Consider the following 15209-nt stretch of genomic DNA (forward strand, 5'->3'; position numbering starts at 1 on the left):
GTTCAGAGCTCCACGCTGTCGCGATACTCCGGCACCGACACCGACCACCCCAATTCGTCGCAGATGCGGTGGCGCAAGACATCCGACGCATTGGGCTCGCCATGCACGACATAGGTGTGCCGTGGCGGTGTCGTGAAACCCCGCAGCCATTGCATGATCTCGTCGGCATCGGCATGGGCCGACAGCGTTTGCATCGGCACCACTTCAGCATTGATCGGCACATCCTTGCCATGGATACGCACCGAAGGCTCACCCGCCACGATCCTCGCGCCTCGCGTTCCGCCGGCCTGGAAACCAGGCATCAGCAAGGTGTTGATGGGGTTGGGCGCCAGGCTCTTGAGGTGATGCAGTACCCGTCCTCCGGTAGCCATGCCACTGGCGGCGATGATCACCGCCGGGGTGCGTTGCAGATCCAGGGCCATGGCATCCTTGACCGAGCGCACCGGATGGGCGATGTGGCACATGCCTTCGCACTCCTCCTTCGACAACCGATGCTCGTCACCGAAGCGTTGGTATAACCGGGTCACGTCGATGGCCATGGGGCTGTTGAGGTAGATCGGGATATCCGGGATTGCCCGGCGTTGTTTCAGGCGATACAGGTGGTACATCAACAACTGAGCGCGACCGACGGTGAACGAGGGCACCAGCGTGATGCCACGGCGCAACGCGGTGCGGGTGATCACCTCGGCCAATTGGTCTTCGGGGGATTCGTGCGGATGGCGACGGTCGCCATAAGTGGACTCCACCAGCAGGACATCCGCCTGCTCGATGACCTTCGGGGCGAACATCACCGGATCCTCGGGCCGGCCCAGGTCACCGGAACACACCAGCGTCATGCCACCGGCTTGTACTTGAACGGTAGCGGCACCCAGGATGTGCCCGGCGCGCCGCAGCAAAATCGTGACGTCCCGGGCAATCTCCACCGGATGCTCGAAGGCGATCGGGCGCAACAGTTTCAGGGCTCGTTCAGCGTGTTCGCGGGTGTACAGCGGGAAGGCCGGCGAGTGCTTGGAAAAGCCCTTGCGGTTGGCGTATTCCGCCTCTTCTTCCTGCAAGCGGGCGCTGTCGCGCAGCAGGATTTTCACCAACTCGCAGGTCGCTGGCGTGGCGTAGACAGGCCCGCGATAACCATTGCGCACCATGACCGGCAAGTAGCCGCTGTGGTCCAGATGGGCGTGGGTCAACACGATCGCATCCAGGTCACGCATCGGCAGTTCGAAGGGATCCCAGTTATGCAGGCGCAACTGCTTGTAGCCCTGGAACAACCCGCAATCGATCAGGATGCGCTGTTCGTCGTGCTCCAGCAGGTATTTGCTGCCGGTAACGGTGCCCGCGGCCCCGAGAAATGTCATGCGCATGGCGGTGCTCCTGGACAATCGATGGGATCGCTGTTGTTTGCCCAGGTGGACGTTGATTTCCCGTCAATCATTTCGCCGCCAGGACCCATTACGTCACACCGCCAGGACGCTGCACTGCACCTGATACAGGATGTGCTCTGTCGTGCTGCCCAGCAGCCCAAACGGATCGCTGTGCTGGGATCGGCCCATGACGATTACATCCACCTCATGCTCCAGGGCAAACTCACTCAGCGCGGATACTGGATGTCCCAGTAAAAACTGCCTGCGCTCGGCCGGCACGCCGAACAGATTGGCCAATTGCGCAAAGGATTTTTCCTGAGTCCTGCGCAGTTCCTTGCTGAGCTGCGACAGTGAAAAGCCGCCGCCTCCCGCATCGCCCAAGTAAAGCGACGGCACTTCAAAGGCATGCACCAGATGCAACTCGGCGTCGCATTGCAACGCGAGTTCAAGCGCCTGACGGATAATCCTGTCGTTAAGCCCGTTGTTCTGAGCAAACGCACTGGAAGGGTCCACGGCCGCGACGACCTTGCGCGGCAAGGCGTGTCCGGCAGCGCCCACCAGATACAACGGGACGGGGCATTTACGCAGCAACTGCCAATCCAGCGGCGTGAAAAACGCGCGCTTGAGCAGCGACTCATGCTGGACCTGCTTGATCAGCAAGTCGGGTTTGATCTGCGCGACGTGCTCCAGGATGCGCTCGCGCATGCCGTCCACCCACGCCATTTCGGTGGTGACCCGCAGGCCCCGGCGCCGCATCTTGTCGGCCTCCTCTTCCAGCCAATCGCGCTGGTCCTGGAAATAGGTCTGCCGCGCTTCTTCACGAGGCTCCTCCTCCAGCACCGACAAGATATCCAGCGAAGGGATCAGCGCCGTGACATGCAGATGCGCCTTGCTGGCAGCCGCCAGGGCGGCGGCGTGATGGAGGGCGGGCGAATGCCGTTGTGCCGGGTTGAGGATCAACAGCAGGCGTTGATACTGGCTCATGATGGATCTCCCAGGGTAAGGCCCGTACGCCACGATGCAGCGCCAAGGCCGTGGTAGCTACCGGCTCTCATGGCGGCGTAGGCGTCCAGCGCCAATCCTGCACCTCGGGCAAGTCCTGCCCATGTTCGATGACGTAAAGCTGATGCTTTTCCATGGTTTCCCAGTATCGATCACGGGCACCGTCCACCAACGGTCGCAGCCGTGGCACTCGCTGGATGACGTCCAGGGCCAACCGATAACGATCGAGCTGATTGATCACCACCATGTCGAATGGCGTGGTGGTGGCGCCCTGCTCCATGAAACCGTGGACATGAAAGTTGTCATGGTTATGGCGTTTGTAGACCAGCCGGTGGATCAGCGACGGATAGCCATGGAAGGCAAAGATCACCGGCTTGTCCACGGTGAACAACTCGTCGAACGCTGCGTCCGACAATCCATGGGCGTGTTGTTGCGGCGGCTGCAGCACCATCAGGTCCACCACATTGATGACGCGTACGCGCAGGTCTGGCACGTATTGGCGCAGTAGCGTGACAGCGGCCAGGGTTTCGAGGGTCGGCACATCACCGGCGCAGGCCATGACCACGTCCGGGTCTTCATCGTCCTTGCAGGCGAAGGCCCAACGGCCAATGCCGGCCATGCAATGGCGGATGGCCGAGTCGATGTCCAGCCACTGCCACTGCGGCTGCTTGCCGGCCACGATCACGTTGATGTAGTTGCGGCTCTTGAGACAATGGTCGGTCACCGACAACAGGCAATTGGCATCGGGGGGCAAATAGATGCGCACCACGTCGGCACTTTTGTTCGCCACCAGATCGATGAACCCTGGATCCTGATGGGAAAAACCGTTGTGATCCTGACGCCAGACATGGGAAGTGAGCAGGTAATTGAGCGATGCGATCGGTGCCCGCCACGGTATTTGGGCAGCGGTCTTTAGCCATTTGGCGTGCTGGTTGAACATCGAGTCGACGATATGGATGAACGCCTCATAGCAGGAAAACAATCCATGCCGGCCGGTCAGCAAATATCCCTCCAGCCAGCCTTCGCACACTTGCTCGCTGAGGATTTCCATCACCCGGCCGTCGCACGCCAGGTTCGTATCGCCCGCCTCCAGCGCCGCCATCCAGGTCTTGTTACTGACCTCGTACACCGCATCAAGGCGATTGGAGGCGGTTTCGTCCGGCCCCAACAGACGGAAGTTCTGCGCCTCGAGGCTGTGCTTCATCACATCGCGCAGGTAGCCGCCCAGCACCCGGGTTGCTTCGGCCTCGACCGCGCCAGGTGCGTGAAGCTGCACGGCATGATCACTGAACCTGGGCACCTCCAGCGGCTGGAGCAGCAAGCCGCCATTGGCATGGGGGTTGGCGCCCAGGCGCCGGTGGCCCGTGGGCGCCAACGCCGCAATGTCAGGCTGCAACGCGCCGTTGGAATCGAATAACTCTTGTGGCCGGTAGCTCTCGAGCCACTGTTGCAGTTGCATCAAATGCTGCGGCTGTTCCAAGTGACTCAGCGGCACCTGGTGGGCGCGACAAGTACCCTCCACTTGCAGGCCATCGACCAATTTTGGGCCCGTCCAGCCCTTGGGTGTGCGCAACACCAGCATTGGCCAGAGCTGACGCTCCACGGCACGTTCCGTCGGGTCCATGCGGGCCTTGCGCTGGATTTCGCGAATTTTGAGCAGCATGTCGTCCAGGGTCCTGGCCAACTGTTGATGAACGATTTGCGGGTCATAGCCTTCGACAAAATAAGGGTCATAGCCGTAGCCATACATCAGGGCTGAAAGCTCATCCTCGCTGATCCGCGACAGCAGCGTGGGATTGGCGATCTTGAAACCGTTGAGATGAAGGATCGGCAAGACGGCGCCATCGCGCGCGGGGTTCAGGAATTTGTTGGAATGCCAGCTCGCCGCCAGCGTACCGGTTTCGGCCTCACCGTCGCCGATGACACAGGTCACGATCAACTCAGGATTATCAAACGCTGCCCCATAGGCATGGGCCAACGAGTAACCCAATTCGCCCCCCTCATGAATGGAACCGGGGATCTGTGCAGACACATGGCTGGACAACCCGTACGGCCAGGAAAATTGCCGAAACAGGCGCAGCATGCCGTTTTCATTTCGTTCGATCGCGGGGTAGCACTGGGTGAAGCTGCCCTCCAGATAGCTCTGCGCAACGATGGCCGGGCCGCCATGGCCGGGACCCGTGACAAGGATCATATCCAGATCGTGGGTCTTGATCAGATGGTTGAGGTGCACATAAATCAGGTTCAATCCAGGCGTGGTTCCCCAATGGCCGAGCAGACGCGGCTTCACATGGCCGGCTTGTAACGGCTCACGCAGCAAGGGGTTGTCCTTGAGGTAGATCTGCCCCACGGCCAGGTAATTGGAAGCACGCCAATAAGCATCGAGACCTTCCAACTGGTCGGGGCTTAGAAAATCACTCATCGCATCCTCCTGCTGACTGACGGCGCCTCCTGTCGATCGTCGGAGCCGTCGCCGAACGGCGTTCCATGCGTTGATTCTGAAGCGCAGCAATGATCTGGACTTGATTTACATCAGAACCACGGATGCCAAGGTGCAGGAAGGTGCGGGGAAACCGTCACCGCTTGCCCAGACAGGAGAATCCTCATGCGCGCCATGGTCCTGCATGCACCCGGCCAGCCCCTGCAACGGGAAGAACGGCCCATGCCCGCACCGGCACGCGGGCAACTGCTGATCAAAGTCCTTGCCTGCGGTGTATGCCGCACCGACCTGCATCTATTTGACGGGGAGTTGCCCCAGGCCAGTCTACCCAGGGTGCCGGGCCATGAAATTGTCGGGAATGTCATGGCTGTCGGCGCGGACGTGGCTACCGGCTGGATCGGTCGGCGAGTGGGCGTGCCCTGGCTGGGTTGGACATGCGGGATTTGCGAATTCTGCCGCTCAGGACGGGAAAACCTCTGTGACCAGGCATTGTTCACCGGCTGCCAGCTGGACGGCGGCTATGCCGACTACACCATTGCCGATGCGCGCTTCTGCTTCCCGCTCCCCGATGCCCTTGACGCCGCTGAAGCGGCACCTTTGCTGTGTGCGGGGCTGATTGGTTTTCGCGCCTTGCAGATGGCGCAAGACGCTACTCATTTGGGCCTCTATGGGTTCGGTGCCGCTGCCCACCTGGCAATCCAGGTCGCCGTAGGCCGAGGCCAGCAGGTTTACGCCTTCACCCGTCCCGGCGACGATGCAGGCCAGGCGTATGCCCGATCACTCGGCGCGACCTGGGCCGGGCCGTCGGACAAACTTCCTCCGCACCTACTGGACGCGAGCCTGATCTTCGCACCCGTCGGCGCGCTGGTACCACTGGCCTTGCAAGCCACCGCCAAGGGCGGCTGCGTCGTGTGCGCCGGCATTCACATGAGCGACATTCCGCGCTTTCCTTATCGCCTGCTGTGGGAGGAGCGCAGCGTGCGCTCAGTGGCCAACCTGACTCGCGCCGATGGCGTGGCATTTTTCGAACAGATCCAATGCACCCCCGTGCATTGCAACGTGACCTGCTACCCCCTGATCGAAGCCAATCAAGCCTTGGAACGACTACGAAGCGGACAGGTCAACGGCGCCATCGTGCTCATCCCCTGACCGCCAACAGGCTGCCCGGTACCGAATACAAGGCCCGCTCCGTCGTACTGCCGATCAACCGCTCCAGACCGCCACGGTGGGCGGTTCCCATCACCACCACATCGGCCTCGTACCCATCGACGAAATCACGGATAACCGGCACCGGCAGGCCGAGGGTGAAATGTCGACGATCGGCCGGCACGCCACACTGCTCGGCCAGGTTGATAAATGCCATGTGTAATGATTCACGCAGGGCATCGACATAATCATCATCCCAGGCTCCTGCCAATAGCGACGCTTCGCCGTTGAACGCGACCGACAGATCGCAGGCATAGAGCAGGTGCAAAGCAGCGTCGCATTGCCGGGCCATTTGCGCCGCGACCTCGACAATGCGTTGGTTCAAGGCATTGGCCTGGGGATCGGAGGGATCCACTGCGGCCACGACCCGGCGCGGCGAGCCGTGCACCGCCTGGTTGACCAAGTGCACCGGCACCGGACATTCGCGTAGCAGATGACAATCGAGCGGCGTCGCAAACACGCGCTTGAGCATGGGTTCGAGCGTGACGTCCTTGATCAGCAGGTCGGGTTGGAACTGTTCGACGTAACGAAGGATGTCCAGCAGCGGATGAGTGGTCCAGACGACATGCGTCTCTACGTTCAAGCCCTCCTCCTTGAGCAGCGCCGCCTCCTCCGCCATCCACCGACGATAGCGATGCAAATGACGCTGCACCTCCGTTTCGTCTGTTTTCTCACCCCACAGGTGAGTGCGTGCCGGAGGCTGGACGAACACGCATAGATGCAGCGCCGCACCGCTCGCCCGGGCCAGGGCGCAGGCCCTGCGCATCGCTGCGGAGGGGTGCAAGTCGGGTTCGACGATCAATAGCAAACGTTGGTACTGCCCCATCGCACACCTCCATCGAGTGGTTATCTTCACGGTCGGTGCCAAAGGCACCGGCCCCGCTTCGGCACTGTTTGCAGCGTGCGCCCTTCCACAGTCCATGCGGTTTGATCTGAATCAAATGCAACGCATTCGATGATTGGGTGCGCCGGGGCTGATCCAGATCAGAACCGACGTCCACCACGGGCGTAGAACAACCTGGAACGCGAAGCTTTTTAGCGCACCGCATGCCTATACCCGAATGGAGGATCGACCCATGATCACAGTCAAAGACCACAACGAACGCGCCGCTGCGCTGTATGCCAGCATCAGTGGCAAGCACTGGATCCAGGCGCTCAAAGACGGCCGGCATGTGCTGATCCGACCGCTGCGGGAGGAGGATCGCCAGCGTGAATATGACTTCATCAAGCGCCTGTCTCCCGAGTCGCGGCACATGCGCTTCCTATCGCAAATCAATGAACCCGGAGCGGTCATGCTCGATCAGTTGATGGATGTCGACTGCAAGACGCGCCTGGCCTATATCGCCCTGGTCCACGACAACGGTCAGTTGATCGAGATCGGTGTCAGTCGCTACTGCGCCACGTCCGAACACGAATGCGAGTGCGCAGTGACCGTCGCCGATCAGTGGCAGCACCTGGGCCTGGGGACGTTGTTGATGGAACATCTGATCGATGCGGCACGTAAAAACGGCTACCGGCAGATGTACTCCGTCGATGCCGCCAGCAACGCCGCCATGCGGGATCTGGCCCACAGCCTGGGGTTCGAGACCCGTACCGACCCCGACGACACCCGGCAGGTCATCCACCGCCTCTATCTCTAGCCATGACACTGCGCGGGTGTCTCTTCCATGGCCCCGCGCAGGTGGTTCCCCTCATGCCTGCGGCTTTATCGCCCAGACGCTGCAAGGCGCCCGTTGCAACAAGAGCTCGGCGGTCGTCCCCAGGCGCTTTTCCAGCCCGTGATGGGCCGTGGTCCCCATGACGATGACATCCGTCTGATGATCAGCGGCGAACCTGCAAATGCTGTTCAACGGTGCCCCCTCGATGAAATGTCGTTGCTGGGGCATGACACCGTGGCGTTCGGCCAAGGATTCGAAGACTTCATGCTGCGCCTCGCCCAACGCCTCATAGATACCGGTTGCCAGGGGCAGTGCCCCAAAGCCCATGTCCGACGCATAGACAGCGGTCCAGTCAAAGGCATGCAGCAGTTCGACTTCGGCGTTGCATTGCTCGGCCAGCTTGACGGCTGCGTCGACGATCTGGTCGTTGAACACCAGGTCCTGTTCCTCACTGCGCAGCACGTCGACGATCGCCAGGACCCGCCGCGGCCGCGGGTTGCGCGAATCGGTGACCAAGTGCACCGGCACGGGACAATCACGCAGCAAGCGCCAGTCCAGCGGGGTGAAGAAGACCCGCTTCATCGCCGGCTCCGGCTGTGCATCCTTGATGATCAGCGCCAGCGGCAACTCCTTGATGTACTGCTGCAGGGCTTGAAAGGCGTCCTTGGCCCAGACCACTTCGCACGTCACCTCGACGCCGTGCCGGCGCGCCAGCTCGGCCTGTTGCCAAAGCCAATGCCGATGGGTTTCCAGGTAGCCCTCGCGGGCCTGCTTGACCTGGTCCGGCGCAAACAGACCGGCCACCGACAGCAGCTCCAGATAATCGATGGCGACAATGTGCAGCGGCAGGTCCAAGGCCAGCGCCAGCTCGGTGGCGCGGTCGAATGCCGGCGTACGGATCATGGCGTCAGGCGCCAACAGCAGCAAACGGGGAGTCAGGGACATGGAAAACCTCGACGCGTGGCCTTAACCACTGAGTGGGTGGAAGATCCCAGAATGAATGCAGGGCAAATGCAGGACTTGATCTCCATCAAACTACCTCATCCAGTCTCACAGACTCGGGAGAAACAGCCCGCCCCACATCGCCAGCGTCATCAGTACCTGGCCGGGAATGACGAGCCCGGCGAACCGGCGTCCACCGCTGACCCAGGCCACCACGCATTTGCTCAGGGAGTTGCTGGTCAGGGCCATCAGGACGGGCACGGCGACGTCATCGAAGGGCAGCAACCCGCCCTTCGCCAGGGAGGCAATGGAGGCGGTCGATGCATGGGCGTCGACCAAGCCGCTGAAAATCGCCGTGACGGTCACCCCGGCCTGCCCGAACTCTGCAAGCATGGCCGACGACACAACCGTGATGACAGTCATCGCCACGACTACCGTCAACGCCAGTTTCAGGCTGAAGGCCCCGCCGTGCTTGATCTCTTCGTCGGCGCGCACCCTGGGCCGGGGAAACATCAACACGCCGGTGTAGAGCAGGACCGTCAGCAACCCGCACAGCAACGGTCCCCACATCCAGCCCAATAGCGCCGGCTCCACCGCGCCGATAATCAGCGCCATCTGCGCCAGTGTCGCCAGATTGGCCAGCATGGCGGCCGCGCTCAATATCTTCACATTGATCGGTTCCTTCGCGGCGATGTGCCCCATGGTCGCGACGGTCATCGTAGCGGAGGCAAACCCCGATGCGATTGCGCCGAGGGCATAACCATAACGAGTGCCAAGGGTCCGGACCGCGACGTGCCCCAATGCCCCGACCGCCATCAGCATGACGGTCAGGGCACAGAGGGTGCGAAGGTTGATGGCGTTGTATGGTCCCAGGTAACGATCCGGAGCGAGCGGGAGTATGACCAAAGCGGCAATCAACAGCATCAGGCCATCGCGCAACTCGACAGCCGTCAGTTGGCTACGGGCGAAATGGTGCAGCGCCTGGCGGCTGGCCAGCAGCCCCGCCATCACCACGCCTACCGCCGTCGCCAGGGCCGGTGCAGTGACGCAGAGCGCGCCCAGCGCCAACACGGCAAACAAGGCCACCTCGCTCGTGATGCCAGGGTCCTTGTCGAGGTTCTTCCAGTACGCCACGGTGACCAATGCCCCCAGCGCAAGCGCGAAAAACCCTAGCAAGGGAGGACCGCCGATCCAGGCGGTGACGTACCCCAACAACGAGGTCACGGCAAACGTGCGCAGGCCGGCGAAATCACGCCTGCCGTCCTCGCCCTTGCGTCGCTCGCGCTCCAGCCCCACGAGCAGGCCGATGCCCAGCGCCGCGCCGGCGTTGGCAAAACCCAGGGCTTCGATCGTGGCCACAGACTATGCCAAATGCGCGGACGTACGTTGCGATGGCGCTGGCACCTCCCGCGCCGCGCCGGGTCGAGCGAACGCACCTTGCGGCCAGGCATGGGGGGCGTCGATCCGCGCCTGCAGCGTTCTGGTGAACGCCTGCGCTTGCTCAAGGCTTTTAAAACCCACACACAACGCATCCAAGCGCACCACCCAGGACGTCCCTGGCTGCCGCTCTTCAATTCGAATAATCATGACCAACCTCCGGTGACGGGTGGGCCTGCATGCCAGGATCAAGTCTTAGCCTGCGCGCCCATCGCGCGGGGCAGCTTGATCGGGATCAAACATTGTGCTGTCGCGCCATCATCGCTCGCGCAGGGCTTTGACGTGGGTTTGATGCAAATCAAGTCACCAAGCGCCACCGCGCTCATGATCGATACCAGACACAGCCCGCGCGACAGTCGCACGGCGCCTACAGGTCCTTGTCCAGGAGGTTTGTCATGTCTACGCAATCACGCTTGATGCTGGTCGTTTCGCCACTGATGGAACACAGTCCGGCGTTCGACCGCGCCGCCGCACTCGCCAAGGCCGAAGGCGCCGCACTGCACATCGTCGCCTTTGATTATCTGGAAGGCCTGGCCACGGCCGGGCTGGTCAATGAACAAGCACTGGAACAGATGCGCCTGGGCTACATCGAACGCCATCGGGATTGGCTGGAAGAACAGGCCAGGCCCCTGCGCAAGCTCGGCATCGAAGTCACCACCGAAGTGACCTGGGTCGAACGTCCCTTGCAGGAAATCCTGATCCACCTCAAGGAAACGCCGATGGCCGCGCTGATCAAGACGGTGGATCCCGAATCCTGGATCTCACGCCTGATGTTCACGCCCCTGGACGTTCACCTGCTGCGCGAATGCGAGGTGCCGTTGCACTTCGTCAACAAAGTCGCCCATGCGCGCCCGCGCAAGATCCTCGCTGCCATCGATCCTTTTCACCGCGACGGGCGCTACAAAGGCCTCAACGACCGGGTCTTGGGCGAAGCCAACAAACTGGCCGCCAGCTGCGATGCGGAGCTGGAAGTCATCTATGCCTACGACCTGTCCTCCATCACCGCGGCCGAATACGGCTTTGGCAACGGCTCGACCTTCTTTTCCTCGGCCCTGGCCCGACAGCTCTACGAATCCCAAGGCGCAGCATTCGAAGCCCTGGCCGAACGCAACGGCATCGCCCCGGAACAACGACGCATGATCATGGGCGATCCGGCCAAGGTGCTGGTCAGCTACGCCGGGGCCCATGACATCGATGTCATCGTCATGGGCCGCGTGCGTTATGGCGGCATCGACAAGCTGATCGGCAGCACCGTGGAAAGCCTGCTGTACAAGATGCCGTGCAGCTTGTGGGTGATTGCACCACAGCAATTTGACTAGGAAGGCCGTCGCCGATGGCCCGTAGAACCGCTCAGCGTTCCAGGAAACCCGGCTGATGAACCGACCCATCGAGACGCCAGCGCAGCAACAGCTCATCGCCACGGACGTGGAGGCCTGGCACGCGCTGTCTGCCGAGCAGGTACTCGAACGGCTGGGTGTCAACGAGCAAGCAGGGCTGGACGCTGCGCAAGTCCAGGCCCGACTTGCCCGTAGCGGCTTCAATCGCCTGCCGGAATCTTCCCGAAGGCCGGCTTGGCGGCGATTCCTCCTGCAGTTCCACAACATCCTGATTTATGTACTGCTCGGGTCGGCTGTGATCACCGCGATCCTGCAACACGTGTGGGATACGGCAGTCATTCTCGCCGTGGTGGTTGCCAACGCCATCATTGGTTATATCCAGGAAGGCAAGGCCGAAAAAGCCATGGACGCCATCCGCGAAATGCTGGCCCCCCGGGCAACGGTGATTCGTGCCGGCGAACGCCTGGGCATTGCCGGCGACGAACTGGTACCTGGCGACATCGTTTTGCTGGAGGCCGGCGACAAGGTGCCCGCAGACCTGCGCCTGCTGCATGCCAACCGGCTCCAGGTCCAGGAAGCCATCCTGACCGGAGAGTCCGCCCCGGTGGAAAAACACACCGAACCGGTACACCCGCAAGCGCCCCTGGGTGATCGCGCCTGCATGGCCTTCAGCGGTACGCTCGTTACGTGCGGACAAGCCACGGGGATCGTCGTCGCCACCGCGACATCCGCCGAAATCGGGCGTATCAGCAACCTGTTGGCAGACGTGGAATCACTGACGACACCGCTGATCCAGCAAATGGACGCTTTCGCACGCTGGCTGACCCTATTGATCCTGCTGATCGCTGGCCTGTTACTCGTCTATGGTCATTTTGTCGGGCACTACGTCTTCGCCGACATATTCATGGTCGTGGTGGGTATGGCGGTCGCCGCCATCCCTGAAGGGCTGCCTGCGGTACTCACCATTACATTGGCGGTGGGCGTCCGGGCGATGGCCCGCCGCAATGCCATCATTCGTCGCCTGCCAGCCATCGAAACACTGGGCTCGGTATCGGTCATCTGCACGGACAAGACCGGCACGCTCACGCGCAACGAGATGATGGTGGTGTCGGTCGTCACCCATGACCTGACCTTCACGGTCGACGGCGCAGGCTATCAGCCTTCGGGCAACATGAACCTTGCCGACCAATTGATCGACACCGCCCATCACCCGACACTGGTCGAACTGGGACGTGCGGCCAGCCTGTGCAATGACGCGAGATTGAGGCTGCACGAAGAGACCTGGAAGGTCGAAGGCGATCCCATGGAGGGCGCATTGCAGGTGTTTGGTGCCAAGGCTGGTATCGACGGCGACGAAGAGCGAGGCACCTGGGCCCGCACCGATGCCATTCCGTTTGACGCCAAACACCGCTTCATGGCGACGCTGCACCACAACCATGACCGGCAAGCGGTTGTTTATGTCAAAGGCGCGCCGGAGCAGGTCCTGGCCATGTGCAAGCAACAGCGGGGCAACGACGGGACAACCGCCCCGCTCGATGCGGATTATTGGCACACGCAGGCCAATCTCATCGCCAGCAAAGGCCAGCGAGTGCTGGCGCTCGCCGTCAGGTCAGTCCCGCCGGAACAGGTCATTCTGGAGTTTGCCGACGTGCAAGGGTCATTGACCCTGCTTGGCCTGGTCGGAATGATCGATCCGCCCCGCCCGGAGACGATCCAGGCGATCAAGCAATGCCAGACGGCAGGCATCGCAGTGAAAATGATTACCGGAGACCACGCCGGCACCGCCTCCGCCATCGGGCGCCAGATCGGCCTGCACAACCCGGACGAAGTGTTGACCGGCGCGGACCTCGACACCCTGGACGATGCGACGCTCAAGGAGTCGCTCAAACGCGTGAACATCTTCGCTCGAACCAGCCCTGAACATAAACTCAGGTTGGTGACCCTGCTGCAATCGAACGGCATGACCGTGGCAATGACCGGCGACGGCGTCAACGACGCTCCCGCGCTCAAACGCGCAGACGCCGGCATCGCCATGGGTGGCAAAGGCAGCGAGGCCGCCAAGGAAGCGGCGGACGTGGTACTGGCGGATGACAACTTCGCCTCCATCGTGGCCGCGGTGCGTGAAGGACGGACGGTCTACGACAACATCAAGAAAGTACTGAGTTGGACATTGCCAACCAACGCCGGCGAGACGATGACACTCATCGTTGCGCTGCTGTTTGGCTTGACGTTGCCGGTCACGGCCATACAGATCCTGTGGATCAACTTGATTACCGCCATAACGCTGGGTATCGCGCTGGCGTTTGAACCGACCGAAGACAACACCATGCGCAGGCCGCCGCGTTCCAGGCAGGAGCCGCTGATAAGCGGCGCGCTGGTCTGGCACATGGTGCTTGTCTCACTGCTTTTTCTCTGCGGGGTGTACGGCATTTTTTCCTATGCCCTGGACCGGGGCTATCCCGTGGAACTGGCCCGTACCCTGGCAGTGAATACCTTGGTCGTGATGGAGATTTTCCATCTGTTCTTCATCCGCAACCTCTACGGCACGTCCCTGACCTGGAAAGCCATTCGCGGGACCAAGGTGGTATGGGCGACCGTCGCGGTGGTGACCGTCGCCCAGTTCGCCATCACCTACGCGCCACCGCTGCAAGCCGTGTTTGCCACACAAGCCGTCCCCTTCATCGACGGCCTGCTGATCATCGGGGTGGGCATTGCGCTGTTCGCCATCATCGAAATCGAGAAACAACTTCGACTGCGTTTAACCGAGTCCGATCGTCAACCATGACGACTCCCCCGCCCACCCACGCTGCAAGGATTACCAACCATGAACGCATCCAGATTCGCCGCCCTCGCTTTGACGGCGGTGCTTTTCCCCACGCTGACCTTTGCCCAGCAAGACGTCGACGCCACCAAGCCGGCGCCGCAGTCGATGAGCGTTGAGCAATTGACCAGGATATGGCCAAGGCCCAGGAAAACCTGAAGAAGATGCAGGAGCAAATGAGCCTGATCCAGAAAACCACCGACCCGGCGCAACGCCAGAAACTCATGCAAGAACACCAGGCCATGATGCAGCAAGGCATGCAGGGAATGAACGGGATGATGGGCTGCTGCGGGGGCGGCCACATGAAGGGAAACGGCCCGATGATGGGTTGGAAACAGATGGGCAACCACTATTCCCGGATGACGCCCGAGCAGATGAAGCAACACCAGTACATGATGGACCGGTACATGGGCATGCAACAGATGATGATGGAACAGATGATGCAGCATCAGCAGAACATGGGTACGCCAGCTCCCTAGACCTGTCTCCCAGGGCCGCGGCTGGACTCCAAGTGCTGCCCACCCCACCTGCCGCGTCGGCAGGTGGGGTTTTGGACAACCGTGCAGTCATCACGGGCGTGTCATCAGCCTCAGTGCAAGAACTTCAACCCGCCGGCAAGCGCAAGCGCCGCCAGGCAGGTCCAGCCCGAGAACATCCTTCGCCAGACAAGCCTGCGCGGAATGAACCCCACCCCTCTGACGAAGGCCACGCTCATGGCGATGAACAATGCCGTTGCCAGCGCATGGTCGGCTTTTCCGTCCGGCGCCGTCATCAGTGGCGGGTAAAGCGTACAGGCCAACATGATCGTCACCGCGACGGCCAGGCTCAGCCGATGCAGCCGTGACGAAGGCTGGACCTCGGCGACATTCAACGTCATGGCTGCGCCTCGTCACGGTCGCTCATGGCTCGACCGGCCTCGTTCTCACCCCACATTGCATTGAGTATCGCCAGCAATAGTGCAAAACCGACTCCCAGCATCCAGGCGAAATACCACATAGTGCTTTACTC

Annotated in this window: 13 protein-coding genes and 1 pseudogene; 5 read left to right on the top strand and 9 right to left on the bottom strand. The window is 61.6% G+C overall.

Annotated elements, in window-relative coordinates:
* Positions 1–2 precede the first annotated feature (2 nt).
* From VQ575_RS14990 to VQ575_RS15000, 3 genes are all read right to left on the bottom strand, one after another.
* Entirely contained in the window at positions 3–1358 is a 1356-nt protein-coding gene (locus VQ575_RS14990) for an MBL fold metallo-hydrolase RNA specificity domain-containing protein (protein WP_039589724.1), read from the bottom strand.
* 93 nt (positions 1359–1451) lie between these two features.
* Positions 1452–2342, bottom strand: coding sequence for a universal stress protein (locus VQ575_RS14995; RefSeq protein WP_039589723.1), 891 nt, complete (start codon positions 2340–2342; stop codon positions 1452–1454).
* Positions 2343–2409: 67 nt separating this feature from the next.
* Entirely contained in the window at positions 2410–4872 is a 2463-nt protein-coding gene (locus VQ575_RS15000) for a phosphoketolase family protein (RefSeq protein WP_459213867.1), read from the bottom strand.
* A gap of 93 nt (positions 4873–4965) precedes the next feature.
* Between VQ575_RS15000 and VQ575_RS15005 the strand changes: the two genes are divergently transcribed.
* Positions 4966–5949 carry a zinc-dependent alcohol dehydrogenase family protein gene (locus tag VQ575_RS15005; protein ID WP_045156264.1) on the top strand — a complete coding sequence of 328 codons (984 nt, stop codon included), beginning with the start codon at positions 4966–4968 and terminating at the stop codon, positions 5947–5949.
* Here VQ575_RS15005 and VQ575_RS15010 read toward each other — a convergent pair.
* Positions 5939–6832: a universal stress protein gene (locus VQ575_RS15010; RefSeq protein WP_325917840.1), complete on the bottom strand. Its 894-nt coding sequence runs from the start codon at positions 6830–6832 to the stop codon at positions 5939–5941. The two genes, VQ575_RS15005 and VQ575_RS15010, sit on opposite strands and share 11 nt — an antisense overlap.
* Positions 6833–7082: 250 nt before the next feature.
* On the opposite strand from VQ575_RS15010, the gene VQ575_RS15015 reads away from it, so the two are divergent.
* Positions 7083–7646, top strand: a complete 564-nt coding sequence (locus VQ575_RS15015) for a GNAT family N-acetyltransferase (protein ID WP_039589714.1) — start codon at positions 7083–7085, stop codon at positions 7644–7646.
* Positions 7647–7697: 51 nt separating this feature from the next.
* Here VQ575_RS15015 and VQ575_RS15020 read toward each other — a convergent pair whose 3' ends face one another.
* The 3 genes from VQ575_RS15020 to VQ575_RS15030 form a co-directional block, all read right to left on the bottom strand.
* The gene (locus VQ575_RS15020) at positions 7698–8609 is read right to left on the bottom strand and encodes a universal stress protein (RefSeq protein ID WP_325917842.1); all 912 of its coding nucleotides are present in this window, start codon (positions 8607–8609) and stop codon (positions 7698–7700) included.
* 105 nt (positions 8610–8714) lie between these two features.
* Positions 8715–9965: an MgtC/SapB family protein gene (locus VQ575_RS15025; protein WP_411829893.1), complete on the bottom strand. Its 1251-nt coding sequence runs from the start codon at positions 9963–9965 to the stop codon at positions 8715–8717.
* 3 nt (positions 9966–9968) lie between these two features.
* Positions 9969–10193 carry a hypothetical protein gene (locus VQ575_RS15030; protein ID WP_039589711.1) on the bottom strand — a complete coding sequence of 75 codons (225 nt, stop codon included), beginning with the start codon at positions 10191–10193 and terminating at the stop codon, positions 9969–9971.
* Positions 10194–10438: 245 nt separating this feature from the next.
* Between VQ575_RS15030 and VQ575_RS15035 the strand changes: the two genes are divergently transcribed.
* The 3 genes and pseudogenes from VQ575_RS15035 to VQ575_RS15045 all read left to right on the top strand — a co-directional run bounded on the left by VQ575_RS15035 (position 10439) and on the right by VQ575_RS15045 (position 14680).
* The gene (locus tag VQ575_RS15035; protein WP_039589710.1) at positions 10439–11362 is read left to right on the top strand and encodes a universal stress protein; all 924 of its coding nucleotides are present in this window, start codon (positions 10439–10441) and stop codon (positions 11360–11362) included.
* Positions 11363–11417: 55 nt separating this feature from the next.
* Entirely contained in the window at positions 11418–14165 is a 2748-nt protein-coding gene (locus VQ575_RS15040) for a cation-transporting P-type ATPase (protein ID WP_325917843.1), read from the top strand.
* A gap of 39 nt (positions 14166–14204) precedes the next feature.
* Positions 14205–14680: pseudogene (locus VQ575_RS15045) on the top strand (hypothetical protein).
* Between the two features lie 110 nt (positions 14681–14790).
* On the opposite strand, the gene VQ575_RS15050 reads toward VQ575_RS15045, so the two are convergent.
* Complete coding sequence (locus VQ575_RS15050; protein WP_039589706.1) at positions 14791–15078, bottom strand: cyd operon YbgE family protein; 288 nt, start codon at positions 15076–15078, stop codon at positions 14791–14793.
* Positions 15075–15197: a cytochrome bd-I oxidase subunit CydX gene (gene cydX, locus VQ575_RS15055; RefSeq protein ID WP_003201151.1), complete on the bottom strand. Its 123-nt coding sequence runs from the start codon at positions 15195–15197 to the stop codon at positions 15075–15077. The genes VQ575_RS15050 and cydX overlap by 4 nt, the downstream gene beginning before the upstream one ends.
* Between the last annotated feature and the right edge of the window lie 12 nt (positions 15198–15209).

It is taken from the genome of Pseudomonas frederiksbergensis, assembly GCF_035751725.1.
Classification (GTDB): Bacteria; Pseudomonadota; Gammaproteobacteria; order Pseudomonadales; family Pseudomonadaceae; genus Aquipseudomonas; species Aquipseudomonas frederiksbergensis_A.

Bases quoted from the DNA above. Each gene is read 5' to 3' on its own strand.
- VQ575_RS14990 (WP_039589724.1), bottom strand. From the start codon at position 1,358: ATGCGCATGACATTTCTCGGGGCCGCGGGCACCGTTACCGGCAGCAAA.
- VQ575_RS14995 (WP_039589723.1), bottom strand. From the start codon at position 2,342: ATGAGCCAGTATCAACGCCTGCTGTTGATCCTCAACCCGGCACAACGG.
- VQ575_RS15005 (WP_045156264.1), top strand. From the start codon at position 4,966: ATGCGCGCCATGGTCCTGCATGCACCCGGCCAGCCCCTGCAACGGGAA.
- VQ575_RS15010 (WP_325917840.1), bottom strand. From the start codon at position 6,832: ATGGGGCAGTACCAACGTTTGCTATTGATCGTCGAACCCGACTTGCAC.
- VQ575_RS15015 (WP_039589714.1), top strand. From the start codon at position 7,083: ATGATCACAGTCAAAGACCACAACGAACGCGCCGCTGCGCTGTATGCC.
- VQ575_RS15020 (WP_325917842.1), bottom strand. From the start codon at position 8,609: ATGTCCCTGACTCCCCGTTTGCTGCTGTTGGCGCCTGACGCCATGATC.
- VQ575_RS15030 (WP_039589711.1), bottom strand. From the start codon at position 10,193: ATGATTATTCGAATTGAAGAGCGGCAGCCAGGGACGTCCTGGGTGGTG.
- VQ575_RS15035 (WP_039589710.1), top strand. From the start codon at position 10,439: ATGTCTACGCAATCACGCTTGATGCTGGTCGTTTCGCCACTGATGGAA.
- VQ575_RS15040 (WP_325917843.1), top strand. From the start codon at position 11,418: ATGAACCGACCCATCGAGACGCCAGCGCAGCAACAGCTCATCGCCACG.
- VQ575_RS15050 (WP_039589706.1), bottom strand. From the start codon at position 15,078: ATGACGTTGAATGTCGCCGAGGTCCAGCCTTCGTCACGGCTGCATCGG.
- cydX (WP_003201151.1), bottom strand. From the start codon at position 15,197: ATGTGGTATTTCGCCTGGATGCTGGGAGTCGGTTTTGCACTATTGCTG.